The sequence below is a fragment of the Burkholderia sp. AU30280 genome (assembly GCF_020420125.1).
Lineage (GTDB): Bacteria > Pseudomonadota > Gammaproteobacteria > Burkholderiales > Burkholderiaceae > Burkholderia.
On sequence record NZ_JAIZRY010000001.1, the window covers coordinates 435,467 to 460,487 of the forward strand.

A 25,021-nucleotide genomic window follows, 5' to 3' on the forward strand; every position below is an offset into this window, starting at 1 on the left:
TCGACCATGACGATTGACCTGACTCGCCCGCCAGGCGGCTCCTACACGCCGCCCGCCGACGTGCCGGCGATGGTGCTGCTGGTCGATGACCAGACGATCGTCGCGGAAGCCGTGCGGCGCGCGCTCGTCGACGAGGAAGGCATCGATTTCCACTACTGCCCGCGTTCGGACGACGCGATGGCCACCGCGATCGAAACGCGGCCGACCGTAATCCTGCAGGACCTCGTGATGCCCGGCATCGACGGGCTGAGCCTCGTGAAAGCGTACCGGACGAATCCGGCGACGCGCGACGTGCCGATCATCGTGCTGTCGACGCAGGAAGAGCCCGTGATCAAGAGCGCCGCGTTCGCGGCCGGCGCGAACGACTACCTCGTGAAGCTGCCCGACCGCATCGAGCTCGTCGCGCGGGTGCGCTACCACTCGCGCTCGTACATGAACCTGCTGCAGCGCGACGAGGCCTATCGCGCGCTGCGGCAATCGCAGCAGCAGCTGCTCGAAGCCAATCTCGAGCTGCGGCGTCTCACGCATTCCGACGGCCTGACCGGGCTGTCGAACCGGCGCTATCTCGACGAATACCTCGCCGCCGAATGGCGGCGAGGTATGCGCGAGCGCAGCGAGCTGTCGCTGCTGATGATCGATGTCGACAACTTCAAGCTGTACAACGACACGTACGGCCACGTGTCGGGCGACAGCGTGCTCAAGCAGATCGCGTCGACCATCGAGCGCTGTCTCGGCCAGTCGGGCGATCTTGCCGCGCGTTTCGGCGGCGAGGAATTCGCGGTCGTGATGCCGGCCACGTCGCCGGGCGCCGCGCGGCTGCTCGGCGAGAAGATCCGCCTCGCGATCGAGGCACTGCGGCTGCGGCACGCGCATTCGTCGACGGGCGACACCGTGACGATCAGCATCGGCGGCGCGAGCATCGTGCCGATGCCCGGCCTGCCGACGACCGTGCTGATCGAAGCCGCCGACCGCGCGCTCTATCGCGCGAAGCACGAAGGCAAGAACCGCGTCGAGATCGACGCGACGCCGACGACGCCGGTTCCCGGCGATTTCGGCGGGCCGCGCGTCGACTGAACGCCGAACGCGTGCCGCGCTCACACGGCGCCGAGCCGGCGCGCGTAGTCGGTCGGGTCGAGCGGGCGGCTGAACAGATAGCCCTGCTGCATGTCGCAGCCGATCTGCTGCAAAAACCATGATTGCGCCTGCGTCTCGACGCCTTCGGCCGTGACCTTCATCCCGAGCGAATGCGCCATCGCGACCACGGCCTGCGTAATCGCCACCGAGTCGTGATGATCGGGCACGCCCGACACGAACGAGCGGTCGACCTTCAGGTTGTGCAGCGGAAAGCGCTTCAGGTAAGCGAGCGACGAATAGCCGGTGCCGAAATCGTCGACCGAGATCCGCACGTTCATGTCCGTGAGCGCCTCGAGCATCGGCAGCACGGTGTCCGTGTCGTTCATCAGCAGTCCTTCGGTAATCTCGAGTTCGAGCGCGGAAGGATCGAGTCGCGCCTGCGCGAGGCAGCGCTCGACCGACTCGACGAGCCCTTCGTGGAACTGCCGCGGCGACAGGTTGACGGCCAGCATCAGATCGGGCGCGATCGTGCGGCGCCATTCGGCGGCCTGCCGGCACGCGGTTTCGAGCACCCATTGGCCTATCGCGACGATCTGCCCCGTATCTTCCGCGACCGGGATGAACTCCGCCGGCGACATCGGCCCGAGCTCCGGGCTCGTCCAGCGCAGCAGCGCCTCGGCGCCGACGGTGCGGCCGCTGCGTGCATCGACGACGGGCTGATACGCGAGCCGCAGCATGTCCGACGAAAGCGCGCGCCGCAGCGACTGCTCGATCGCGAAGCGGCGCTGCAGCCGCAGGTTGAGCTGCGCGGTGAAGAACGTGAAATGGTTGCGGCCGCGCTGTTTCGCGTCGTACATCGCCGAATCCGCGTTGCGCATCAGCGTGACGGCATCGTCGCCGTCGCGCGGCGCGACGCTGATGCCGATCGACACGCCGAGCCAGTATTCGTTGTTCGCGATCGCGAACGGTTTCGCGATCGTGTCGATCACCTCGCGTGCGAGCGCCGCGAGCCGGTCGGGATCCTGGCAGTCGTCGACGAGGATCACGAACTCGTCGCCGCCGACGCGCGTGAGCGCATACCGGCCGCCCGCGCAGGCCGCGAGCCGCGCGGCGACGCTGCGCAGCAGCGCGTCGCCCGCGTCGTGGCCGGCCGTGTCGTTGACCTTCTTGAAGCCGACGAGATCGATGAACAGGATCGCGACGCGCGCGGGCCCGCCCGCCGCCTCGTGCCCGCCGAACAGCTCGCGCATGCGATCGCCGAGCCAGCGGCGGTTGTAGAGGCCCGTCAGCGCATCGCGCGTCGCCAGGTAGCGCAACTGCTGCTGGGCTTCGCGCACGGGGCCGATGTCGTTGAACGACACGAGCACCGAATCGGCCTGCGTCTCGCCCGGCTTCACGATCGGCACCGCGTTGCCGCGCACCCAGATGATGTCGCCGTCCGCGAGGCCGAAACCGACCGTGTAGCCGAGCAGCGGCGTGGCCGTCTCGAGCGCGCGCCGGCTCGGCCATTCGTCGGGCGCGATCGGCGTGCCGTCCTCGCGCAGCTTGCGCAGGATCACCGTCGACAGCCGGCGGCCGACGAGGTCGCCCTTCACGCGCATCATCCGGTTCGCGCTCGGGTTGCTCGCGACCACGACGCCGTCGCGCGACACGACGAGGATCCCTTCCTGCAGGCTGTTGACCACGAGCCGGTGATGTTCCTCACTGCGCGCGAGCTGCCGCACCATCCGGTCCTGGTGAACCGCGAGGCCGACGCTGTTGCCGATATCGCGCAACAGTTCGGTTTCCTCGTCGCCCGGCCGGCGCGGTGTGCGGTGGTAGACGGCGAACGCGCCGAGCACGGCGCCGGTATCGTCGAGGAACGGCACCGACCAGCACGCACGCAAGCCCAGCGGCAATGCGACGGCACGGTAGTCGGCCCACAGGGGATCGGTTTCGATGTCTTCGACGGCGACCATCCGGCGCAGGTACATCGCCGTGCCGCACGAGCCGGCCACGGGCCCGATGCAGGCCCCTTCGATCGCCGCGCTGTACTGCGCGGGCAGCGAGGGCGCGGCGCCGACGTGCACGTGCACGCCGTCGGGATCGAGCAGCAGGATCGTGCACGACGCACCGTCGCCGAGCAAAGCCTCGGCACGCCGGCAGACTTCGACCAACAGCTCCGGCAGCGGTGTGTTGCGCGTGATCAGCCTCAGCACGCTTTGCTCGGACGCGAGCACTTCCGCCGCGAGCCCGAGACTGTAGCGAGAACTTTGCGGTTCGGTATTCAAGATGAATCCTGCCGTCTGTCCGATCGGGTCTGATGCGCCCGATTCGTTTTCGATCCTTCGTGCCGTTTTTCGCTCCGGGTTTACGCCGATGCCCGGTGCGCCCCGTATCGCGCGCCGTGCCATCGCGCGCCGAAACCTATTTAACACCAATCCGTGACACGCGGCGCATCCACGCGCATCAGGGGTTACGCGCGGTCGGCGCGGCGTTTGCAGCCGGCAGTCAGCTGGCCGAAAGACTTGCGCTCGGCGCGACGGCCCTCGGCAAGGAAACGGCTCGCGTGCGCCGCGTTTGCAAACGATTCGTCAGATTGTGGCGGCGCCCCGGCTGCGTTCGCGTGCCGTCGTCCGCGCCGGGATCCGCGCGCCTGGGCAGCGGGTGGCGCGGCCCGCACACGACGAACATATCGTCGCGGTACAGCGGCGCGACGTCGAGCCCCACGCTCAGCGCCGACGCCTCGAGCCGGCACACGAGCAGGTCGAGCGCGCGGCGCGGCGCCTGCGCGGGCATCCGGTCGAGCGTGTCCTCGCGCACGTTGCGCTGCACCGGACGGCCGGCTTCCAGCGGCCACGCCCGGAATCCGTTGCGGCGGCCGGCGGACGCCATCGCGGGCCGGCCAGGCCGCATTTTCGGATCCGTGATTCAATGACGATCGAACCGGCGTCGCGCATTCCGGCGGCACGGCGATGTGTGTCCTCATCGAACGACCTTCACGGGATCACCATGACGAACCCTGCCGAAATCAAGGCGCTCGTTTTCGATGTCTTCGGAACGATCGTCGACTGGAGAAGCGGCGTCGCACGCGGCGCCGCCGCGTTCCTCGACCGCCACGCCCCCGCGCTCGACCCGCTCGAGTTCGCCGATGCGTGGCGGGCCGAATATTCGCCGTCGATGGAGGAAGTCCGCAGCGGGCGCCGCCGCTACGTGCGGCTCGACGTGCTGCATCGCGAGAACCTCGTCCGCACGCTCGACCGCTACGGGATCGTCGACGTGCCCGACGCCGACATCGACGCGCTCAACCTCGCGTGGCACAGCCTCGACCCGTGGCCCGACGCCGTCGCGGCGCTGCACCGGCTGAAGCGGCGCTTCATCATCGCGCCGCTGTCGAACGGCAACATCCGGCTGATGGTCGACGTCGCGAAACGCGCGGGGCTGCCGTGGGATGCGATTCTCGGCGCGGAAGTCGTTCGCGCGTACAAGCCGTCGCCGCAGGTCTACAGCGAGACGGTCGAGATTCTCGGCGTCGAGCCGGCCGAGCTGTGCCTGGTCGCCGCGCACAACGGCGACCTCGCGGCCGCGCGCCGCCAGGGGCTGTCGACCGCGTTCGTGCTGCGGCCGACCGAACACGGGCCCGGCCAGACGACCGACCTGAAAGCCGACGATGCGTGGGACTTCGACGTCAGGGACCTGAACGAACTCGCGGATCGGCTCGAGTGCCCGCGTTGAAAACCGGGTTCCGGTGCGCGATCGCGGGGAGGCCGGCGGCTCGTCGAGCGCCGGCTCCCAGGGCCTAGCGCGCCGACGCCATCTCGGCCGCCTGCCCCTGCGCGGCCATCGCAAGACGCCGCCAGTTGCGGGCCGCATACCGGTGCGCCTGCTGCAACGCGAGCCACAACCCGATCTGCCTGATCGGCCTGAAAAGGCCGCGTGCACTGAACACGGTGCGCCGTTCGACGCGCGTCCGGCCGCCTTCCACGGGCGTCAGCGTGAATTCGTCCTCGAGCAGCCCGACCCAGTCGCGGCACCACACCGTCGACGCCACCATCCGGTAACGCAGCCGGCGCGGCTCGTCGAGCACGAGAATCCGCTGGTCGATGGTGCCGCGATCGGTCGTGCACTGCCGCGTGTTGCCGACGGCCGGCACGCCTTCGAGCACGCGGCAACTGACCGGCTTCGGCACGCCGAGGCGGAACAGCAACGGCCGCGCATCGTCCATCCGGGCATGGAGGAAATGCGGCCAGACATGCTCGGGCCGGCAATCGAACGTCCACTGCGAATGAATTTCCACGACACTCTCCTGGCAACTGCCGGTGCGGACATGGCGCGATGATAGCCCTCGCCTCCGCGTTGCGCTGCAGGCACGCCGCTGCAGCGATCGCCGCCGCTTCCGTCACCGGCTAATCGGCGTCGCCGACGAATCTCATCGTCCCCGATTCGCCCGACAGCAGCGCGCGATTCTCGTCCGCCGCCGCCCGCAGGTAATCCCACAGCGCGGTCACGCGCCGCAGCTTGCGTAGATCCTCGCGGCACGTCAGCCAGAAGCACCGCGTGACGACCACGTCGTCCGGCAGCACCGGCACCAGCGCCGGCTGCGTGCCCGCCATGAAGCACGGCAGGATCGCGAGCCCGCCGCCCTGCAGCGCCGCGAAGTACTGCGCGATCACGCTCGTCGTGCGCAGCCCGGCCGTTGCGCCCGGCACCGCGCGGTCCAGATACAGCAATTCGTTGCTGAATGCGAGATCGTCGACGTAGCTGATGAACGCGTGCCGCGCGAGATCGTCCGTGCAGGTAATCGGCGCGTGGTTCGCGAGATAGTCGCGCGTCGCATAGAGCCGCAACTGGTAGTCGCACAGCTTGGTGACCACGTAAGGCCCGCGCTCGGGCCGCTCGAGCGTGATCGCCAGATCGGCCTCGCGCTTCGGCAGGTTGACGAAATGCGGCACCGGCAGCAGGTCGACCGTCACGTACGGATGCGCGGCGCGAAACCGCGCGAGCTGCGGCGCGAGGAAAAAGCAGCCGAACCCCTCGGTCGACCCGATCCGCACGTGGCCCGACAACGCCTCGCCGGTGTTCGCGACCTGGTCGCACGCGGACTGCACGGTCGTCTCCATCGCGTCCGCATACGCGACGAGCCGCTGCCCTTCGGCCGTCAGCATGAAGCCGCCGGAGCGCGACTTGTCGAACAGCAGCGTGCCCATCGCGGCCTCGAGCGCCCGAATGCGCCGCGCGACGGTCGTGTAGTCGACCCCGAGCCGCTTCGCGGCGCCGCTCGCGCGCTGCGTGCGCGCGACTTCGAGGAAAAAGCGCAGGTCGTCCCAGTTCAGGTTGCCGGAAACCGGCTCGGTGGCATGTCGCATCGTCGAGGAAAAAGGGACTGGCGTCTCCAGGCCGGCAGTCGATATGCATAAATGCACATCCAACCGGTTTCTTTATCGGTACATGATGAATCTGCGCATAACTATACTCGACCGTGACCTGCGGACCACGAGCCGCGGCACCACCACGGAGACACCATGCAGACCCGATCCACCCTCGATGAGCATGCGACGGTCGCGGCGCCGGCGCCCGGGCGCACCGCGAAGCACTACCTGCTGGCCGGCTGGGCCAGCATGGCCGGCACCACGATCGAGTGGTACGACTTCTTCCTCTACGGCACGGCCGCCGCGCTCGTGTTCAACCGCATCTTCTTCCCGTCGCTGGACCCGGTCGTCGGCACGCTCGCCGCATTCGGCACGTTCGCGGTCGGCTTCATCGGCCGGCCGATGGGCGGCATCGTGTTCGGCCACTTCGGCGACCGGATCGGCCGCAAGTCGATGCTGATGATCACGCTGCTGCTAATGGGCGTGCCGAGCATGATCATCGGGCTGATCCCGTCGTACGACCGCATCGGCTACTGGGCCGCCGCGCTGCTGATCGCGATGCGATTCCTGCAGGGGATGGCAGTCGGCGGCGAATGGGGCGGCGCGGTGCTGATGGCCGTCGAACACGCGCCGAAGGGCCGCAAGGGGCTGTTCGGCAGCCTGCCGCAGACGGGGGTCGGGCTCGGCCTGATCCTGTCGTCGGTCGCGATGGCCGCGGTGGCCGCGCTGCCGGAAGCCGACATGCTGTCGTGGGGCTGGCGCGTGCCGTTCCTCGCGAGCATCGCGCTCGTCGGCCTCGGCTGGTTCATCCGCGCAAAGGTGCCCGAATCGCCCGACTTCGAGAAGATGCAGCGCCAGGGCAAGGCCGAGAAGTCGCCGGTGACGGCCGCGCTGCGCCGCCATCCGCGCGAGGTGCTGACGATCGTCGGCGCGCGCGCCGCGGAGAACACCTGGTTCTACATGGTCGTCACGTTCGCGCTCGCTTACGCGACGCAGCAGCTGCACCTGCCGAAGGCCGCCATGCTGCACGCGATCACGGCCGGCGCGGCGCTGTCGCTCGTCACGATGCCGCTGTGCGGCCACCTGAGCGACCGCATCGGCCAGCGCCGGATGTTCGCGATCGGCCTCGTGCTGATGGGCGCGTTCGCCGCGCCGTTCTTCATGATGCTCGGCACGCAGCAGGTGTCGTACGCATGGTGGGCGATCGTGCTCGGCCTCGGTGTCGTGTTCCCGATCCTCTATGCGCCGGAATCGCTGTTGTTCGCGCAGCAGTTTCCCGCGGAAATCCGCTACAGCGGCATCTCGCTGTCGGTGCAGTTGGCCGGCGTGATCGGCGGCGGCTTCGCGCCGATGATCGCGACGTCGCTGCTCAAGGCCGGCGGCGGCCAGCCGCACTACGTGATCGCGTACCTCGTCGGCTTCGGCGTGTTCGCGCTCATGTGCACCGCGCTGATGCGGCCTCCGCGCGCCTGAGCGCGCTTGCCGGCATCTGTCCGGATCCAGTTCGTCCTGCTGTCCGCCGTGCCTGCACGGGCGGCGGAAACAGGCTGCTTTTTCATCGCAACACCGCTTCCCTCCCGGAGAGTTCCATGAACGCCGCAGTTCCCCAGACCACCCTCGCCCTGCCCACCGCCAAGCTGCTGATCGACGGCGCGTTCGTCGAATCGCAAAGCGCCGAATGGGGCGACATCGTCAACCCCGCGACGCAGGAAACGATCGGCCGCGTGCCGTTTGCGACGCTCGACGAGGTCGATGCCGCGATCGCGTCCGCGCAGCGTGCATTCCAGACGTGGAAGACGACACCGATCGGCGCGCGGCTGCGCATCATGCTGAAGTTCCAGGATCTCGTGCGCCGCAATCTCGAACGGATCGCGCACACGCTGACGGCCGAGCAAGGCAAGACGCTGCCCGACGCGCAGGGCGACATCTTCCGCGGCCTCGAAGTGGTCGAGCACGCGTGCTCGATCGGCACGCTGCAGCAAGGCGAATTCGCGGAAAACGTCGCGGGTGGTGTGGATACCTACACGCTGCGCCAGCCGATCGGCGTGTGCGCGGGCATCACGCCGTTCAACTTCCCCGGCATGATTCCGCTATGGATGTTCCCGATGGCGATCGTGTGCGGCAACACGTTCGTGCTGAAGCCGTCGGAGCAGGACCCGCTGTCGACGATGCAGCTCGTCGAACTCGCGATCGAGGCCGGCGTGCCCAAAGGTGTACTGAACGTCGTGCACGGCGGCAAGACGGTGGTCGACCGTCTCTGCACGCATCCGGACATCAAGGCGATCTCGTTCGTCGGCTCGACGCGCGTCGGCACGCACGTGTACAACCTCGGCAGCCAGCACGGCAAGCGCGTGCAGTCGATGATGGGCGCGAAGAATCACGCGGTCGTGCTGCCCGATGCGCACCGCGAGCAGACGATCAACGCGCTCGTCGGCGCGGGCTTCGGCGCGGCCGGCCAGCGCTGCATGGCGACGTCGGTCGTCGTGCTGGTCGGCCAGGCGCGCGACTGGCTGCCGGAGCTCGTCGGAAAGGCGAAGCTGTTGAAGGTCAACGCGGGCGCGGAAGCGGGCACGGACGTCGGCCCCGTCGTATCGAAGGCGGCGAAGGAACGCATCCTGTCGCTGATCGACGCAGGCGTGAAGGCCGGCGCGAAGCTCGAACTCGACGGCCGCAACGTGAAGGTGCCCGGCTACGAGCAGGGCAATTTCGTCGGCCCGACGATCTTCTCGGGCGTGACGACCGACATGTCGATCTATACCGAAGAAATCTTCGGGCCGGTGGTGGTCGTGCTCGAAGCCGACACGCTCGACGAAGCGATCGCGCTCGTCAACCGCAACCCGATGGGCAACGGCGTGGGCCTGTTCACGCAGAGCGGCGCGGCCGCGCGCAAGTTCCAGAGCGAGATCGACATCGGCCAGGTCGGCATCAACATCCCGATCCCGGTGCCGGTGCCCTACTTCAGCTTCACGGGTTCGCGCGGCTCGAAACTCGGCGATCTCGGCCCGTACGGCAAGCAGGTCGTGCAGTTCTACACGCAGACCAAGACGGTCACCGCGCGCTGGTTCGACGACGACGCGACGGCCGGCGGCGTGAACACGACGATCGCGCTGCGCTGAGTGCGAAGCATGGAACCGGACCAGGCGCTAAAGCGCCAGGTCCGGTCGACACGGAGACCTGTACATGGAAATCGCATTCATCGGACTCGGCAACATGGGCGGCCCGATGGCCGCCAACCTGCTGAAAGCCGGCCACACGCTGACGGTATTCGACCTCGACGCGCACGCGGTGGACGTCGCCGTGCGCGCCGGCGCAACGGCCGCCGGCTCGCCGCGTGAAGCGACCGCGCGCGGCGCGGTCGTGATCACGATGCTGCCGGCCGCGCAGCACGTGCGCGCGGTCTACCTCGGCGACGACGGCGTGCTGGCCGGCGCACGCGCCGGCGCGGCGCTGATCGACTGCAGCACGATCGATCCCGGCACCGTGCGCGCCGTGGCCGACACCGCCGCGCAGCGCGGCTTCCCGCTCGCCGACGCGCCCGTGTCGGGCGGCACCGGCGGCGCGCAGGCCGGCACGCTGACCTTCATGGTCGGCGCGGACGCCGCGCTGTTCGAGCGCCTCCGCCCCGTGCTGCTCGACATGGGCAAGAACGTCGTGCATTGCGGCGGCACGGGCACCGGGCAGATCGCGAAGATCTGCAACAACCTGCTGCTCGGGATCTCGATGATGGGCGTCTCCGAAGCGATGGCGCTCGGCGCGGCGCTCGGGATCGATCCGGCCGTGCTGGCCGGCATCATCAATACGTCGACCGGCCGCTGCTGGAGTTCGGACACCTACAACCCGTATCCGGGCGTGAGCGACACCGCGCCGGCCGCGCGCGGCTACGCGGGCGGGTTCGCGGCGAACCTGATGCTGAAGGATCTCGGGCTCGCGACCGAAGCGGCGCGCGGCGCCCACCAGCCGGTGTGGATGGGCGCGCTCGCGCAGCAGCTCTATCAGTCGATGAGCCAGCAGGGGCTCGGCACGCTCGACTTCTCCGCGTGCGTGAAGCTGTACGAGGCGCAGCCGGCGTAACCGCCGCCGCCTGCCCCGGACGTGCGCCGACCCGCGATGTGCCTGAACGGCATCGCGGGTCGTTTTGCTTGCGGGGGAAGGAAAACGCGGACGGCGGCATCGGCGCCGCCGGTCGTTCAACCGCGCGGGTTCGACGCCGTCTCGAAGGTCGGATGGCACTCGAACGCGAGTTCGGAGCGCGCGCCGACACGGCTGCCGCCGGTCAGCGATTCCTGCTTCATGCTCGCGCGCATGCCGCGCTGCGTGCAGTAGTTGGTGGCTTCGTCGACGGCCTTCGTGTGGGCGTCGGCCCACGTCGTCGACACGCCGACCGTGCGCGTCGTCACGGTATACACGTTCGGGTTCGACGTCGCGGTCACGTCGGAAGCGGTCGAACACGCGGCGAGCAAGCATGCGGCAGCCGCGACGGTCAACCATCGCAAGGTTCGAAAGGAAACTGGAGTGGACATGGGGGGCAAGCGCGCGCCGTTCGACGCGCATTGAACAACATAGGCGACAGTATGCCTGCTCGATCGCCGGAGATCATGCCCCTTTCGGTGAACACATTGTTTCGAATGGTTAAACGATGATGAAAATGGGGCAATATTTCCGCCCTGTTTCCGGGCCAGATCGCGCGAACCGGTCATTTTGCCCGGCCGGCCCGCCGCAGCGCGTTGCGCGGCGGCCGATCAGTGCGCGGCTTCCTGCCGGATCCTGGCCGACGCTTCCGCCAGGTTCCGCCACGCCGGCTGTCCCGGCGCGTAGCGCGCCCGGATATACGCGGCCAGTTCGGCCATCTGCCGATCGTCGAATGCGTCGCCGAAGCCCGGCATGTAACCGAGTTCGCCGGTGGCCGGCTGGTCGATCCCGTGATGCAGCACGCGCAGCAGGTTGTCCGGTGCGGCCTGGCTGACGCTCGTGTTGAGCCCCATCAACGGGCGTACGCCGAAATGCCCGACGCCGCCCGATTCCGCATGACAGACCGCACACGCGGCGTCGAACGCCCGGCGGCCGTTCTCGAGGCCGAGCGTCGCAACGGCTTGCGCGCCGCGCGCCCGCCGGGCCGCCGCATCGGCCGCCGCCGCGGTATCGACGGGCGGCGACAGCGACGCGAGATAGTGCGCGATCGACCGGACATCGGCCTCGGGCAGCGACGCAAGCCCCGCGACGACGGGCGCCATCGGCCCCGCCGCGACGCCATGCTGCGCGGAGAAGCCCGTGCGCAGGTAGTCGAACAGCGCGCTTTCGGTCCATGGCACCGGCGTCGCCGGCGACGCGACGAGCGGCGGCGCGACCCACCCCTCGGCCTCGCCTCCCGCCAGGTACGCCCGACCGCCCTTCTCCGCGCCCAGCGCGTTGCGCGGCGTATGGCACGCGCCGCAGTGTCCGGCGCCGTCGACCAGATACTTGCCGCGATTCCACATCGCGGAGCGTGCCGGGTCCGGCGCGAACGGCCGTGCATCGTGAAACAGCCAGTTCCAGCCGGCGACGAGGCGCCGCTGGTCGAGCGGGAACGGCAGTTTGGTCTTCGGCGGTACATGCTTCACCGGCGGCTGCGACATCAGGTACGCATAGAGCGCGAGCAGGTCGGGCTCGCTCAGCTTCGCGAACGCCGTGTACGGGAACGCCGGGTACAGGTGCGTGCCGTCGCGCGAGATGCCTTCGCGCATCGCGCGCGCGAACGCCGGATACGACCATCTGCCGATGCCGGTTTCAGGGTCGGGCGTGAGGTTCGTCGTGTAGATCGTGCCGAACGGCGTATCGAGCGCGAGCCCGCCCGCGTTGGTTGTCCCGCCAGGCGCGGTGTGGCACACCGCGCAATCGCCGGCGAGGGCGACCAGGCGGCCGCGTTCGAGCGTCGCCGCGCTCCACATCGCACCGTCCGCGCCGCCGGGCGCAACGGGTGCGATCGACGCGGGGCCCGGCAGGATCGCGCAGGCCAGGCCGATCAGCCCGCCGACCACCCCGCCCACGCCGCCGCCGGCCAGCCAGCGGCGCCAGCGCGACGCGCGACGCGGGTCGCGGCGCCCCGCTTCGCCGGAATCGGCCGGCACCGGTCGCGCGAGCGCCGCGCGAATGCGCTCGGCGTCGAACGGCGGTGCGCGAAACCGCACGCCCGTCGCGTCGTAGAGTGCGTTCGCGATCGCCGCCGCCGCGGGCGCCGCCGCCTGCTCGATCCGGCGCGCATCGTGCGCGGACAGTTCACCGTGCGCGCGATGCGCGGTGTCGTCGAACGCGATCAGTTCGTGAGCGATCGCATCCGGCCGCGCCCCTGTGCCGGTTTCGTCGTGCGCGGGCCGCGCGGACAAGCGCGCCCCCATCACGCGCGAAATCGCCGCCTCGATCTGCCAGGCGGGCAAGCCGGCCATCGACGGGCCGCCCGGTTCGCCGGCCCCCTGCCCGGCCACGACGCGCCGCACCGCGACGTCGCCCGTCGCGCGGTCGACATCGAGATCGACGACCCATGCGGACCAGCGCGCGTCGCCGTCGCGTATCGCGTCGGCTGCCGGCGGCGTGTCGCCGGAAGACGCCGCGGCGCCATCGAAAGCGAAGCCGCGCCCGCTCAGGCGCGCACGTGCACCCGGGTCGACCGCGGCCGGCGCGCCCCATGCGGCGCGCTCGCTGACCATCCGGATAATCTCGCGCGGCCCCGCGTCCCGCGCCGCATCGAGGTGCTGCAGGCGCAACGCGACCGGGTCGCGCCGCAACGCGTCCGCGAGTTCGTCGACGAAGGATTCGCGCGCGAACACGTGCGCGTGGCCGGGAATCGCGTGGCCGGCATCGGCAAGCTCGATCGACGTCTGCGCGTGCCGGTAGACGAACGGCGCGGCGGGGCCGGTATCCGCGCGCTCGGTCTTCGCATCATGCGGCGCGTGAAGATCGTCCGTGGCCGCCCGCGCGCGATAGCGCCAGATCGTCATCCGTCCATCGGACGCGGTCTGCGTTTCGACGTCGAGCGATACCTGCGCGCCTGCATGCGCATCTCCGATCGGCCACGTGTAGCGCGCGTGGTGCGCGCACAATGCATCGACGCCGACGTCATCGCGCGGCTCGGGTAACGTCACGCGCGCCGGCGCGACGGGCAAGCCTGCGTCAGGCTTCATCGCCGCCTCGCAGATAGCGTGCCGCGCGATGCACGGCCCGGATGATCTCCAGGTGCGTGCCGCAGCGGCAAAGATTGAAGCGCAACGCATCGCGGATCGCCGCATCGTCCGGCGCGGGATCGCGGTCGAGCAGCGCCTTCGTGGTCATGATCATTCCGTTCAGGCAATAGCCGCACTGCGCGGCCTGCTCGTCGATGAACGCGCGCTGGATCGGATGCGGTGCGTCGCGCGACCCGAGCCCTTCCAGCGTCGTGACGTCGCGCCCGCTCGCGGCGGCGGCCGGCACGACGCACGAACGCGTTGCCTGCCCGTCGACCAGCACCGTGCATGCGCCGCACTGCCCGAGCCCGCAGCCGTATTTCGGGCCGTTGAGCGCGCAGTCGTTGCGCAGGACCAGCAGCAGCGGCGCGTCGGGGGCGGCATCGTCGAAGGTGTGCGGCGCGCCGTTCACGCGAAACGCCAGCGGCCGCGACGGAGAAGCGGGATGGGACATGAATGGATCCGGAATGCGGCGCGCGGGCCGAGGGGCCGGGGGCCGGCGGCGGGCACTGCCGCCGGCGCGCCTGACATATAACACGCCGAAAAACACCCGTACCGGCGCATCGGCGCTCGCGACGGCGAAGCGCCGGCCGGCGCGGGCGCCGCGTACGTGTCAGGCCACGGCCGCGACGCTGTTGCGCGACGGCGAGACGAGCGGCACGTCGAACACGTCGTAGCCGAAAACCCACGACGGATCCTCGTTCGTGCGCAGCCACGTGTTGTTGTGCGATACGAGCTGCACCTTCGACGCACGCGCCGCACGATTCGCCTCGTACAGCGCGAATGCGCCCGCGTAGTCGCCGACGCCGACTTCGTCGAGGCAACGCGCGAGCATCGCGGCATCCTCGATCGCCATCGCCGCGCCCTGTGCCATGTGCGGCTTCATCGGGTGGCACGCGTCGCCGAGCAGCACGAGGCGGCCGCGGCTCCACAACGGCAACGGATCGCGTTCGAGCAGCGGCCACTTGGTGATCGACGGCGACACATCGATCAGGTGCTGGATGTCGGCGTGGAAACCGGCGAACGCCTCGCGCATTTCGTCGCGGCTGCTGTCGACCATCGACACGCCTTCGGGCCATTCGGCCTGCGGCACGCCGGTCACGTAGTAATACTCGTCGCGCTTCTCGGTCACGTAGTAGACCATCATGTGGCGATCCTCCGACCACCACTTCACGCACATGTCGTACGGCTTGTGGCCGAGCAGCGACGCCGGGAACACCGCGCGGTGCGCGACATAGCCTGTGTAGCGCGGCGGCTCCGCGCCGAGCAGGTGCTCGCGGATCCGCGAATTCACACCGTCCGCGCCGATCACGATGTCGGCCGTCTCGACGCTGCCGTCGGCGAACGTCAGGCGCACCGCGTCGCCGGTATCGTCCACGGCCGCGAGCCGCTTGCCGAAGCGGATCGTGCCGGGCGTCACCGCCTGCGTCATCAATGCATGGAAATCGCCGCGATGCACGGTCAGGTAGCTCGCGCCGTAGGCCTTGCGCGCGTAGTCGCCGAGCGGGATCCGAGCGAGCACGTCGGCCGTCTGCCAGTCGCGGCTGTACCAGCAATCCGGATGCGAACCCATCGTCTCCAGCGCGTCCTCGCAGCCGATGCGCCGCATGATCTTCATCACGTTCGGGCCGAGGTGGATGCCCGCGCCGAGGCGCGAGAACGCCGGCGCCTGCTCGTACAGCGCGACGTCGTAGCCACCGCGCTGAAGCAGCGCCGCGGCGGCCGTGCCGCCGAGGCCGGCGCCGATGATTGCGATACGGGGTGTGCTCATGCGGATCTCCTGATCGTGGGCCCGTCGCCGGACACGGCGCGAGAACGGGCGGATTGAATGGCGTTTATAAAGCGTACACACTCAATTTATTCAGGACAAGCGGATTGCCTCCAGTCGCGGAGACATTCGGGAAAACACCAATAATTTCACGAATATTCAAGACATCAATCGATCAACGCAGGGCCGACGCCATTTTTATCCATTGCGATTTTCAAATGTACACACTAGACTTTGCTCGACATCCGGCGATCCCGCGCCAGCGTGCCGCCCCATCCTTACCGACACGGAGCCTCCCCCGCCATGAGCAAGACCTACCGCATCGGCCAGATCGTGCCGAGTTCCAACACGACGATGGAAACCGAGATTCCCGCGATGCTGCGGCTGCGCGAAGCGATCCGCCCCGAGCGCTTCACGTATCACTCGAGCCGAATGCGGATGAAGAAGGTCGTCAAGGAAGAACTCGCGGCGATGGATGCCGAATCCGACCGCTGCGCGGTGGAACTGAGCGATGCGCGCGTCGACGTACTCGGCTACGCGTGCCTCGTCGCGATCATGGCGATGGGGCACGGCTACCACCGCGTGTCGCAGGCGCGCCTGACGAAGCACACGGCGGACAACGGCGCACAGGCGCCGGTGCTGACGAGCGCAGGCGCGCTCGTCGACGCGCTGAAGGTGATCGGCGCGAAGCGGATCGTCGTCGTCGCGCCGTACATGTTGCCGCTGACCGAACTCGTGGTCGACTACATCCGCAACGAAGGCTTTGACGTGCTCGCGTACCGCGCGCTGGAAATCCCCGACAACCTCGACGTCGGCCGCCACGACCCGGCGCGCCTGCCCGATATCGTGAAGACGCTGCCTTACCAGGACGCCGATGCGATCGTGCTGTCCGCCTGCGTGCAGATGCCGTCGCTGCCGGCCGTCGCGAAGGTCGAGGCGATGACGGGCAAGCCCGTGATCACGGCCGCGATCGCGACGACCTACGCGATGCTGCGCGAACTCGACCTCGAACCGATCGTGCCCGGCGCGGGCGCACTGCTGTCCGGCGCGTACTGAGCGCGCCCCTTTCGACGGAGCCCACATGCCCTCGACTTTCCTGTACGGCGCGAATGTTCGCGCGAACGGCATCCGCCAGCACTACCTGCGCTACGGCGGCGCGACCGGCGCGCGCGCATCGCGCCCGGCAATCGTGCTGATTCCCGGCATCACGAGCCCCGCGATCACGTGGGGTTTCGTCGGCGAAGTATTCGGCGCGGCGTTCGATACCTACGTGCTCGACGTGCGCGGCCGCGGGCTGTCCGACGCGTCGCCATCGCTCGACTACAGCCTCGATGCGCAGGCCGACGACATCGCGGCACTCGTCGCCGCGCTCGGCCTGCCGCGCACGAGCCTCGTCGGCCATTCGATGGGCGCGCGGATCGCCGCGCGCGCGGCGCGGCGCACCATCCGCGGGCTCGAATCGGTCGTGCTCGTCGATCCGCCCGTGTCGGGCCCGAACCGTCGCGACTACCCGGGCAAGCTGCCGTGGTACATCGACTCGATGGCGCTCGCGCGCGCCGGCACCGACGCCGAAGGCATGCGCGCGTTCTGCCCGACCTGGACCGACGCCGAACTGCAGCTGCGCGCCGAATGGCTGCATACCTGCGACGAGCGCGCGGTGCGCGCGACGTACGAAGGCTTTCATACCGACGATTTCCACGCGGACGCCGCGCAGCTGGCCGTGCCGTCGCTGCTGATCACGGCCGAACGCGGCGACGTGGTGCGCGACGACGACGTCGCCGAACTGCAGCGCGCGACGCCGTCGATGCGGCACGTGCGCGTGCCCGACGCCGGCCACATGATTCCCTGGGACAACGCGCCGGGCTTCTACGCGGCATTCGGCGACTTCCTCGGCGCGCCGCTCGCGGCCTGATCGCGCGGCGCCCGCCCCTTTCCTTCACGCCTTTACCGGAGCCGACGATGCCAGTCAGCGATACCCAACTGATCGACGCGTGGAAGCAGGTGCTCGCGCTGTCACGCCTCGAACCGGGCCAGACCGTCACGATCCTGACGAGCGCGGCCACCCATCCGCAAACACTGTCGTGTGCACTGATCGCGACGCAAACGATGGGCGCGATCGTCAACCGGCTCGACCTGCCGCCGGTGAACGGCGACAAGGCGTTCAGCCGCGACCCGCTTGCGTATCTCGGCACGACGCCGCTGACGGGCAACAAGGCCGCGATCGCCGCGCTGCGCGAGAGCGACCTCGTGCTCGACCTGATGACGCTGCTGTTCTCGCCCGAGCAGCACGACATCCTGAAGTCCGGCACGAAGATACTGCTCGCGGTCGAACCGCCCGAAGTGCTCGTGCGGATGGTGCCCACGCTCGCCGATCGCACGCGCGTGCTCGCCGCGGCGAAACGGATCGCCGCCGCCCGCGAGATGCGCGTGACGTCGGCGGCCGGCACCGCGCTCGTGTGCCCGCTCGGCGAGTTCCCGCCGACGGCCGAATACGGCTTCGTCGACGCGCCGGGCCGCTGGGACCACTGGCCGAGCGGCTTCGCGCTGACCTACCCGAACGACCGCACCGCGCGCGGCACGATCGTGATCGATCGCGGCGACATCCTGTTGCCGCAGAAGCACTACGTGAGCGAACCGATCGTACTGACCGTCGAAGGCGGCTACGCAACGCGCATCGAAGGCGGCGTCGACGCCGACCTGCTGCGCGACTACATGGAGACCTTCGCCGACCCCGAAGGCTATGCGATCTCGCATGTCGGCTGGGGGCTGCAGCCGCGGGCGCGCTGGTCGACGCTCGGGCTGTACGACCGGGAAGCGACGATCGGGATGGACGCACGCGCATTCGAGGGCAACTTCCTGTTCTCGCTCGGCCCGAACAACGAAGGCGGCGGCAACCGCACGACCACCTGCCACATCGACATCCCGCTGCGCCGCTGCACGGTCGAACTCGACGGCGCAACCGTCGTGCGCGACGGCCGCGTGACCGATCAACCCGCGTGACCCACGAGCCCCCGACACCATGAACGATCTTTCCCGCCACGACGAAGCCAACGTGTATCGCCAGCAGGGTTTCGGCACGCCGCTGCCGCCGCACGGCAACATCGGCCTGCTGATCGTCGACTTCGTGGTCGGCTTCGCCGATCCTGCCACGTTCGGCGGCGGCAACATCGCACCGGCGATCGCGCGCACGACGCGTGCACTCGCGCTCGCGCGCGAACGCGGCTGGCCCGTCGCGCACAGCCGCATCGTGTATGCGGACGACGGCAGCGACGACAACGTGTTCTCGCTGAAGGTGCCCGGCATGGCGACGCTGACCGAGCACCATCCGAACAGCGCGATCGTGCCGGAGCTCACGCCCGCGCCAGGCGAACTCGTCGTGCGCAAGACCGTGCCGTCGGCATTCTTCGGCACGCAACTGGCGCCGTGGCTCGCGCAACGGGCGGTGCAGACGCTGCTCGTCGCGGGCGCCGTGACGAGCGGCTGCGTGCGCGCGAGCGTGGTCGACGCGATGTCGCACGGGTTCCGCCCGCTCGTGCTCGCCGATTGCGTCGGGGATCGCGCGATCGCGCCGCACGACGCGAACCTGTTCGACATGCAACAGAAATACGCGGCGGTGATGCCGCTCGACGATGCGATCGCGGCAATCGATGCGATGCAGGCGCGCACGCGCTGAATCGTCGCGGCGGGCCGGCGGCGTGACTGGCCGGCGGGCGCCCGCCCGATTGACGCTGCGCTTTTGGCGGCCTAGATTGGGCACGCGCGCGCTCGCGACGGTCACCGTCATTGCCCTCGCCACACCCCGCGAACAGGACGCCCGGGCCGCCGGCCGCCTCGCCCCGCGTACGCTGCATCCGGCCGCGCGCCGCCTCTCCCCCGACAGGACCCGTCATCCGTGAACCGCTCCGAACTGCTTGCGCGCAACGGCTGCCTGACCGTGATCCGGCCGCCCGCGCCGCCCGTCAAGCCGGCGCCCGGCCAGCCGGGCAGCCTGTCGTCCTACGTGCCCGCGCTGCCGGAAGTGTTCGTCGCGATTCTCGACGACGGCCGCATCCTCGCATTCAACGGCCACGTCGATCTCGGCACCGGCATCCGCACGTCGCTCGCGCAGATCGTCGCCGAGGAACTCGACGTGCCCGCCGCGCGCGTGACGATGGTGCTCGGCGACACGGCCGCGACACCGAACCAGGGCCCGACCATCGCGAGCGCGACGATCCAGATTTCCGCGACGCCGCTACGCTGTGCGGCCGCGCAGGCACGCCACGCGCTGCTGGCGCTTGCCGCCGAACGGTTCGGTGTCGACCCGGCGCAACTGCACATCGACGATGCGACGATCTCGGCGAACGGGCAAACGGCCACGTTCGCCACGCTCGTCGCCGCGCACCGGATCGCGCTGACGCTGGACCTGAACGCCCGCACGAAGGACCCCGCCCAATACCGGATCGTCGGCAGGTCGTCGCCGCGCGTCGACCTGCCCGCGAAGGCAACCGGCCAGCTCACGTTCGTGCACGACATGCGCGTGCCCGGCATGCTGCACGGCCGTGTCGTGCGGCCGCCGTATGCAGGTCACGACAGCGGCGCATTCGTCGGCGCCTCGCTCGTCGACGTCGACCGTGCGTCAGTGGCCGACGTGCCGGGGCGCGTGGCCGTCGTTGCGATCGGCGATTTCGTCGGCGTGGTGGCCGAACGCGAGGAACACGCGATCCGCGCGGCCCGCCAGCTGCGCGTGACGTGGCGGCCGCTCCCCGCACTGCCGTCGCTCGACGAACCGGCCGCCGCGATCGCCGCCGCGCCGGCCACACGCCGCGTGCTGCTCGACGAAGGCGATGTCGACGCCGCGCGTACGCAGCCCGACACGATCACGCTGTCGCGCACCTATGCGTGGCCGTTCCAGATGCACGGCTCGATCGGCCCGTCATGCGCGCTCGCCGACTATCGCGAACCGGGCGACGGCCGCATCACCGTGTGGTCCGGCACGCAGAATCCCGTATCGCTGCGCTACGACCTCGCGACGCTCGTCGCGCGCGACGAAGCCGATTTCGACGTGGTGCGGATGGAAGCGGCCGGCTGCTACGGCCGCAACGGCGCGGACGACGTGTGCGGCGACGCGCTGCTGCTGTCGCGCGCGGTCGGCCGCCCGGTGCGCGTGCAGTTGTCGCGCGCGGACGAACATCTTTGGGAACCAAAAGGCACGGGCCAACTGATGCAGGTGACCGGCACCGTCACGCGTGACGGCCGCCTGCTCGGCTACGATTTCACGACGCGCTACCCGTCGAACGACGCGCCGCTGCTCGCGGCGCTGCTGACCGGCACGATCGCGCCCGAGCCGCGCGTGTTCGAGATGGGCGACCGCACGGCCGTGTCGCCTTACGCGAGCCCGCATCGCCGCTTCGTCTGCGAGGATCTCGCACCGCTCGTGCGCGCGTCGTGGCTGCGCGGCGTGTCGGCGTTGCCGAACTCGTTCGCGCACGATGCGTTCGTCGACGAATGCGCGGCGCTGACCGGCGTCGACCCGCTTGCATTCCGGCTGCGCCATCTGCAGGACACGCGCGCGTCCGACCTGCTGCAGGCGGTGGCCGATCGCGCGGGCTGGACGCCGCGCATGCGGCGCACGCCGCATGAACCGGCTCCATCGCGGCTCGTGCGCGGCCGCGGGATCGCCTACGCGCGCTACGTGCACAGCCGCTTCCCCGGCTTCGGCGCGGCGTGGTCGGCATGGATCGTCGACCTGAGCGTCGATCGCGTGTCGGGCGAGATCCGCATCGAACGCGTGACGGTCGGCCAGGACACGGGCACGATGATCAACCCCGATGGCGTGCGTCACCAGATCCACGGCAACGTGATCCAGGTATTGAGCCGCACGCTGAAGGAGCGCGTGCGCTTCGCCGACGGCAAGGTCGCGTCGCGCGAATGGGCGAGCTATCCGATCCTGACCTTCGCGGAAGTGCCGGACGTCGATGTCGTGCTGATGCCGAGGCAAGGCGAGCCGCCGCTCGGCGCGGGAGAATCGGCGTCGGTGCCGGGCCCTGCCGCCGTCGCGAACGCGTTGTTCGATGCGACCGGCGTGCGGTTCTACGCGCCGCCGTTTACGCCGGAGACGGTCCGGGCCGCGTTGCGCGACGCAGGCCGGTTGATGACGGTCGACGCAGCCGGCGAGCATCTGGCAACCGGCGCGGCTTGAGCGCTCTCAGCTTCGTCGCGGAATCAAGCCGGCCGACAAACAGGCCGGCCAGACGGGCGCGGCTCCCTCCGCGAGCGGCGCGCATCACGCGTCGCCGTCTTCTTCCATCATCTTGCGCAGCAGAAACTGCAACGCGACCCGCTCGCCCGGATTGAGCGCGCCATACGTGCGCTCCGTCACCTGCCGCGCGAACGGCACCGTGCGGTCGATCAGCGCGAGGCCGGTCGCGGTGGCGCGCACGATCAGCTTGCGGCCGTCGTTCGGATCGGGCAACACCTCGATCAGCGCGCGCGCCTTCAGCCGATCGACCACGCCGCGGATCGTCGCCTGGTCGATCGCGGTCGCCTTGACGATGTCGTTCAGCGAGCACGCCTGGCGCTCCTTGACCGCACACAGCGTGACGAACTGCGCGGCCGTGAGATCCGAATCGGGAATCGCCTCCTGGAAGATCGACACGTGTCGCTGATACGCGCGGCGCAGCAGGTGCCCGACCTGGTCGTGAAAGTCGTAGGAATCCTTGGAAGACGCCATGAAAGTAAAGGCTCGAGCCGCAAGTCAATGAAAGACAAGCAGTGTACACCCTCAATTCGGCTCGACCGGAAGCCGGGTTGCCGCTTCATTGCGGTGCATCAGCATTCGCGGCACCCGCCGCGCGGCGCGCCTGACGATCGCCTGACAGCTGCGCATCGTCCGCCGGGAACGTCGCCGAGACGGCAAGCCAAGCACGTTCGAACCTGCTGCCGCGCAAGTGCTTGCGTACATCGGCAGACTTTCGTGCACACACTTCACTTTTAAGTGCATACGCACGAATTATGTGCATACCAATTCATCTCATCGCCTTCTTCAAACACGCATGAAACCCGATCAAAAACCTCGTCAAACACGTGGGTTTTCTCACACGAATGCTTGCCGTCACGTGATCGGAACCGTGCCTGTGCGATTCGGTATTTTCTAGTGTGTACGCTACTTAATTGCCATGATATACAGACTCCAGTGCGCAGCGGAACGTTCGCTCGCGTCGATCGGCCACCCATTCATCCGTCACCTTCGAACAGGGGCAATCCCATGTCTACCGCACACCCGAGCGCCGCCGTTTCCCCCGACGACGCGCTGCACGGCAATCTCTACCGCAAGGTCACGCTGCGCCTGATTACCCTCTTCTGCCTGTGCTACTTCGCGGCCTATCTCGACCGCATCAACATCGGGCTCGCGAAACTCCAGATGCTCGACGCGCTGAAGTTCAGCGATACCGTGTACGGGCTCGGCGCCGGCCTGTTCTTCGCCGGCTACATCCTGTTCGAAGTCCCGAGCAACCTGGTGCTGCAACGCGTCGGCGCGAAGCTGTGGATCGCGCGGATCATGATCACCTGGGGCCTGCTGTCGGGGGCGACGATGTTCGTGCACACGCCGATGCAGTTCTACATCGTGCGTTTCCTGCTCGGTGCGGCCGAGGCCGGCTTCCTGCCCGGCGTGCTGCTGTACCTGACGCAGTGGTATCCCGATGCGCGCCGCGCGCGGATCGTCGCGCTGTTCATGGTCGGACTGCCGCTGTCGAGCATGATCGGCAGCCCGATCTCCGGCTGGATCATGCGCGCGTTCGACGGCACGCACGGGCTCGGCGGCTGGCAGTGGTTGTTCCTGCTCGAAGCGCTGCCGTCGGTATTGCTCGGCTTCGCGGTGCTGCGCTGGCTGCCCAACAACATCGAATCCGCGCAGTGGCTGACTGCCGACGAGAAGCACGCGTTGCGTGCGAACCTCGACGCCGATCCGTCCGGCAACAAGAGCCATGCGCTCGGCAAGGCGTTCTCCGATCCGAAGGTATGGTCGCTCGGCCTGATCGACCTGTGCGTGCTGCTCGGCCTCTACGCAGTGAGCTTCTGGCTGCCGACGATCCTGCGCGACACGGGCGTGAAGGATGCATATCACATCGGCTGGCTGATGGTGATCCCGAATGCCGCGGCCGTGCTCGCCACGCTGTACTGCGGCGCAAGTTCCGACCGCGCGCGCGAACGCCGCTGGCACATCGTCGTGCCGTTCATGGTGTCGGCCGTCGCACTGGCAATTGCGGCATCGTCGTCGCACGGCACGTTCGGGACGGTGCTGCTGTTCTCGCTGATCAACGCGGGAGCGGCCGCCGCGATGCCGGTCGTCTGGGCATTGCCTTCGACGTTCCTGAAGGGGTCGGCCGCCGCCGGCGGGATCGCGTTCGCGTGCTCGATCGCCAACCTCGGCGGGTTCGGCAGCACCTACTTCATCGGCTGGCTGCGCGACACGTTCCATTCGCAAAGCGCGGGGCTGTACGGTTTCGCCGCGTGCATGGTGATCGGCTGCGCCTTCGCGCTCGCCTATCCGGCCCGGCTCGTGAACCGCTGACACAGCCCGTCCCGCGCGCGACGCGGTCGTTTTTACAACCGCGCCGAGCGCGCGGCCCGCCCCACACGACCTGCCCCACCCCGCGCACGCTGCCCCTGCGGCGCGTGCGCGCTTCCTGCCACCGCTTCCCGGCTCGCTCCCGCCGTCGTTCGTCACGCAGGCACATCGCTTGCGTCATCCACGCGCCCGCCGATCCGGCGGACAGCATCCTTCCCTCAACCGGCGCTGCGCACCGCGCGACCCTTCGCGCGGCGATCCCGCATCGCAAGCAGGTTCCCTGAACGAGAGGACAACATGAAATCAATACGAACGCTGGTCGCCCTGTGCTCGGTCGTTTCCGTGCTCGCGGCATGTGGCGGCGACGGCAACGACGTCGGCACCGAACTCGGCATCTCGAAGCCGCAGGCGCGCTTCATCAACGCGGTGCCGGCCGGGCCGAACCTCGACTACTATCTGAACGCGAAGCTCGACCAGGGCGGTATCGCGTACAAGGGCGTGACGCGCTATCACGACATCGACTCGGGTACGCAGAACGCCAGCTATGACGTCTCGGGCACGACGACGACCATCGCCGCGCAGTCGTTCAGCGCGGCAAACGGCCATCACTACACGACGATCGCGCTGCCGAGCACGACGTCGCTGATTTCCGTGATCGACGATCCGTACGACAAGGGCCTGCTGTCGGACAAGGCGCGCGTGCGCAGCTTCAACGCGTCGCCGAACGCGCAGAACGTCGACATGTACATCGTCCCGCCCGGCACCGACATCACGACGCAAAGCCCGACGCTCGCGGGCGCGGCCTACCAGAACGCGGTGCCGGCATCGACGCAGGACTCGATCTACCTGAACGGCGGCAGCTACCAGGTGATCGTCACGACGGCCGGCAGCAAGACGCCTATCCTCAAGACCGCGCCGGTCACCATCAACAACAACGCCGACTGGCTGCTGCTGACGATCCCATCGGGCGGAGTCGGCGACGTGACGCCGAACGATATCCACGTCCTGGTTGCGCAGGGCAACGACGCGGATACGTCCGCGCAGGAACTCGGCCCGCAATAAGGACCGCTGACGGTCGCGGCGGCCGGCG

22 protein-coding genes are annotated in these 25,021 nt (G+C 68.9%); 13 read left to right on the forward strand and 9 right to left on the reverse strand.

Features of this window, described 5'->3' with window-relative positions; all coding sequences use genetic code 11:
* The first annotated feature begins 6 nt into the window (after positions 1–6).
* Positions 7–1,074 (forward strand): diguanylate cyclase domain-containing protein, encoded by a 1,068-nt coding sequence (locus LGN17_RS01910; protein ID WP_226194933.1) that lies wholly within the window; start codon positions 7–9, stop codon positions 1,072–1,074.
* Positions 1,075–1,094: 20 nt separating this feature from the next.
* On the opposite strand, the gene LGN17_RS01915 is transcribed toward LGN17_RS01910, so the two are convergent.
* On the reverse strand, positions 1,095–3,344 hold the full coding sequence (locus tag LGN17_RS01915) for a putative bifunctional diguanylate cyclase/phosphodiesterase (protein ID WP_226194934.1): 2,250 nt from the start codon (positions 3,342–3,344) through the stop codon (positions 1,095–1,097).
* A 220-nt stretch (positions 3,345–3,564) separates the two neighbouring features.
* On the reverse strand, positions 3,565–3,969 hold the full coding sequence (locus LGN17_RS01920; protein WP_226194935.1) for a hypothetical protein: 405 nt from the start codon (positions 3,967–3,969) through the stop codon (positions 3,565–3,567).
* A gap of 96 nt (positions 3,970–4,065) precedes the next feature.
* Here LGN17_RS01920 and LGN17_RS01925 point away from each other — a divergent pair, with 96 nt between their 5' ends.
* Positions 4,066–4,788 carry a haloacid dehalogenase type II gene (locus LGN17_RS01925; protein WP_226194936.1) on the forward strand — a complete coding sequence of 241 codons (723 nt, stop codon included), beginning with the start codon at positions 4,066–4,068 and terminating at the stop codon, positions 4,786–4,788.
* A 64-nt stretch (positions 4,789–4,852) separates the two neighbouring features.
* Here LGN17_RS01925 and LGN17_RS01930 read toward each other — a convergent pair whose 3' ends face one another.
* Both LGN17_RS01930 and LGN17_RS01935 read right to left on the reverse strand, forming a co-directional pair.
* Positions 4,853–5,350 carry an SRPBCC family protein gene (locus tag LGN17_RS01930; RefSeq protein ID WP_226194937.1) on the reverse strand — a complete coding sequence of 166 codons (498 nt, stop codon included), beginning with the start codon at positions 5,348–5,350 and terminating at the stop codon, positions 4,853–4,855.
* Between the two features lie 109 nt (positions 5,351–5,459).
* Entirely contained in the window at positions 5,460–6,419 is a 960-nt protein-coding gene (locus LGN17_RS01935; RefSeq protein WP_226194938.1) for a LysR family transcriptional regulator, read from the reverse strand.
* A 156-nt stretch (positions 6,420–6,575) separates the two neighbouring features.
* Between LGN17_RS01935 and LGN17_RS01940 the strand changes: the two genes are divergently transcribed.
* The 3 genes from LGN17_RS01940 to mmsB all read left to right on the forward strand — a co-directional run bounded on the left by LGN17_RS01940 (position 6,576) and on the right by mmsB (position 10,493).
* Positions 6,576–7,895: an MFS transporter gene (locus LGN17_RS01940; RefSeq protein ID WP_175950634.1), complete on the forward strand. Its 1,320-nt coding sequence runs from the start codon at positions 6,576–6,578 to the stop codon at positions 7,893–7,895.
* Between the two features lie 116 nt (positions 7,896–8,011).
* Complete coding sequence (locus tag LGN17_RS01945) at positions 8,012–9,538, forward strand: CoA-acylating methylmalonate-semialdehyde dehydrogenase (RefSeq protein WP_226194939.1); 1,527 nt, start codon at positions 8,012–8,014, stop codon at positions 9,536–9,538.
* Positions 9,539–9,602: 64 nt separating this feature from the next.
* Entirely contained in the window at positions 9,603–10,493 is an 891-nt protein-coding gene (gene mmsB, locus LGN17_RS01950; RefSeq protein ID WP_226194940.1) for a 3-hydroxyisobutyrate dehydrogenase, read from the forward strand.
* A 116-nt stretch (positions 10,494–10,609) separates the two neighbouring features.
* On the opposite strand, the gene LGN17_RS01955 is transcribed toward mmsB, so the two are convergent.
* Complete coding sequence (locus tag LGN17_RS01955) at positions 10,610–10,852, reverse strand: hypothetical protein (protein WP_226195271.1); 243 nt, start codon at positions 10,850–10,852, stop codon at positions 10,610–10,612.
* Here LGN17_RS01955 and LGN17_RS36645 point away from each other — a divergent pair.
* On the forward strand, positions 10,806–10,976 hold the full coding sequence (locus tag LGN17_RS36645) for a hypothetical protein (RefSeq protein ID WP_226195286.1): 171 nt from the start codon (positions 10,806–10,808) through the stop codon (positions 10,974–10,976). The two genes, LGN17_RS01955 and LGN17_RS36645, sit on opposite strands and share 47 nt — an antisense overlap.
* A 185-nt stretch (positions 10,977–11,161) precedes the next feature.
* On the opposite strand, the gene LGN17_RS01965 is transcribed toward LGN17_RS36645, so the two are convergent.
* From LGN17_RS01965 to LGN17_RS01975, 3 genes are all read right to left on the reverse strand, one after another.
* Complete coding sequence (locus tag LGN17_RS01965) at positions 11,162–13,576, reverse strand: c-type cytochrome (RefSeq protein WP_226194941.1); 2,415 nt, start codon at positions 13,574–13,576, stop codon at positions 11,162–11,164.
* Positions 13,566–14,069: a (2Fe-2S)-binding protein gene (locus LGN17_RS01970; protein WP_226194942.1), complete on the reverse strand. Its 504-nt coding sequence runs from the start codon at positions 14,067–14,069 to the stop codon at positions 13,566–13,568. The genes LGN17_RS01965 and LGN17_RS01970 overlap by 11 nt, the downstream gene beginning before the upstream one ends.
* A 159-nt stretch (positions 14,070–14,228) precedes the next feature.
* Positions 14,229–15,386 carry an FAD-dependent monooxygenase gene (locus LGN17_RS01975; protein WP_175968069.1) on the reverse strand — a complete coding sequence of 386 codons (1,158 nt, stop codon included), beginning with the start codon at positions 15,384–15,386 and terminating at the stop codon, positions 14,229–14,231.
* A gap of 300 nt (positions 15,387–15,686) precedes the next feature.
* Between LGN17_RS01975 and LGN17_RS01980 the strand changes: the two genes are divergently transcribed.
* The 5 genes from LGN17_RS01980 (at position 15,687) to LGN17_RS02000 (ending at position 21,561) form a co-directional block, all read left to right on the forward strand.
* Entirely contained in the window at positions 15,687–16,439 is a 753-nt protein-coding gene (locus LGN17_RS01980) for an Asp/Glu racemase (RefSeq protein WP_060212471.1), read from the forward strand.
* A gap of 25 nt (positions 16,440–16,464) precedes the next feature.
* Positions 16,465–17,295 (forward strand): alpha/beta fold hydrolase, encoded by an 831-nt coding sequence (locus LGN17_RS01985; RefSeq protein ID WP_226194943.1) that lies wholly within the window; start codon positions 16,465–16,467, stop codon positions 17,293–17,295.
* 47 nt (positions 17,296–17,342) lie between these two features.
* Positions 17,343–18,383, forward strand: a complete 1,041-nt coding sequence (locus tag LGN17_RS01990) for a 2,5-dihydroxypyridine 5,6-dioxygenase (protein ID WP_226194944.1) — start codon at positions 17,343–17,345, stop codon at positions 18,381–18,383.
* A 19-nt stretch (positions 18,384–18,402) separates the two neighbouring features.
* The gene (locus LGN17_RS01995; RefSeq protein WP_226194945.1) at positions 18,403–19,056 is read left to right on the forward strand and encodes an isochorismatase family protein; all 654 of its coding nucleotides are present in this window, start codon (positions 18,403–18,405) and stop codon (positions 19,054–19,056) included.
* Positions 19,057–19,275: 219 nt separating this feature from the next.
* Positions 19,276–21,561 carry a xanthine dehydrogenase family protein molybdopterin-binding subunit gene (locus LGN17_RS02000; protein WP_226194946.1) on the forward strand — a complete coding sequence of 762 codons (2,286 nt, stop codon included), beginning with the start codon at positions 19,276–19,278 and terminating at the stop codon, positions 21,559–21,561.
* 84 nt (positions 21,562–21,645) lie between these two features.
* Here LGN17_RS02000 and LGN17_RS02005 read toward each other — a convergent pair whose 3' ends face one another.
* A complete protein-coding gene (locus LGN17_RS02005; RefSeq protein ID WP_085043161.1) occupies positions 21,646–22,092 on the reverse strand; it encodes a MarR family winged helix-turn-helix transcriptional regulator in 447 nt (148 codons plus the stop codon).
* A 534-nt stretch (positions 22,093–22,626) separates the two neighbouring features.
* On the opposite strand from LGN17_RS02005, the gene LGN17_RS02010 reads away from it, so the two are divergent.
* Positions 22,627–23,934: an MFS transporter gene (locus tag LGN17_RS02010; protein ID WP_226194947.1), complete on the forward strand. Its 1,308-nt coding sequence runs from the start codon at positions 22,627–22,629 to the stop codon at positions 23,932–23,934.
* Between the two features lie 294 nt (positions 23,935–24,228).
* The gene (locus LGN17_RS02015) at positions 24,229–24,993 is read left to right on the forward strand and encodes a DUF4397 domain-containing protein (protein WP_226194948.1); all 765 of its coding nucleotides are present in this window, start codon (positions 24,229–24,231) and stop codon (positions 24,991–24,993) included.
* Positions 24,994–25,021 lie beyond the last annotated feature (28 nt).

Coding starts and splice junctions, on each gene's coding strand:
- LGN17_RS01965 (WP_226194941.1), bottom strand. CDS start 13,576: ATGAAGCCTGACGCAGGCTTGCCCGTCGCGCCGGCGCGCGTGACGTTA.
- LGN17_RS01940 (WP_175950634.1), top strand. CDS start 6,576: ATGCAGACCCGATCCACCCTCGATGAGCATGCGACGGTCGCGGCGCCG.
- LGN17_RS01935 (WP_226194938.1), bottom strand. CDS start 6,419: ATGCGACATGCCACCGAGCCGGTTTCCGGCAACCTGAACTGGGACGAC.
- LGN17_RS01980 (WP_060212471.1), top strand. CDS start 15,687: ATGAGCAAGACCTACCGCATCGGCCAGATCGTGCCGAGTTCCAACACG.
- LGN17_RS02015 (WP_226194948.1), top strand. CDS start 24,229: ATGAAATCAATACGAACGCTGGTCGCCCTGTGCTCGGTCGTTTCCGTG.
- mmsB (WP_226194940.1), top strand. CDS start 9,603: ATGGAAATCGCATTCATCGGACTCGGCAACATGGGCGGCCCGATGGCC.
- LGN17_RS01925 (WP_226194936.1), top strand. CDS start 4,066: ATGACGAACCCTGCCGAAATCAAGGCGCTCGTTTTCGATGTCTTCGGA.
- LGN17_RS01970 (WP_226194942.1), bottom strand. CDS start 14,069: ATGTCCCATCCCGCTTCTCCGTCGCGGCCGCTGGCGTTTCGCGTGAAC.
- LGN17_RS01920 (WP_226194935.1), bottom strand. CDS start 3,969: ATGCGGCCTGGCCGGCCCGCGATGGCGTCCGCCGGCCGCCGCAACGGA.
- LGN17_RS01975 (WP_175968069.1), bottom strand. CDS start 15,386: ATGAGCACACCCCGTATCGCAATCATCGGCGCCGGCCTCGGCGGCACG.
- LGN17_RS01995 (WP_226194945.1), top strand. CDS start 18,403: ATGAACGATCTTTCCCGCCACGACGAAGCCAACGTGTATCGCCAGCAG.
- LGN17_RS02005 (WP_085043161.1), bottom strand. CDS start 22,092: ATGGCGTCTTCCAAGGATTCCTACGACTTTCACGACCAGGTCGGGCAC.
- LGN17_RS01990 (WP_226194944.1), top strand. CDS start 17,343: ATGCCAGTCAGCGATACCCAACTGATCGACGCGTGGAAGCAGGTGCTC.
- LGN17_RS01910 (WP_226194933.1), top strand. CDS start 7: ATGACGATTGACCTGACTCGCCCGCCAGGCGGCTCCTACACGCCGCCC.
- LGN17_RS01945 (WP_226194939.1), top strand. CDS start 8,012: ATGAACGCCGCAGTTCCCCAGACCACCCTCGCCCTGCCCACCGCCAAG.
- LGN17_RS01985 (WP_226194943.1), top strand. CDS start 16,465: ATGCCCTCGACTTTCCTGTACGGCGCGAATGTTCGCGCGAACGGCATC.
- LGN17_RS02010 (WP_226194947.1), top strand. CDS start 22,627: ATGTCTACCGCACACCCGAGCGCCGCCGTTTCCCCCGACGACGCGCTG.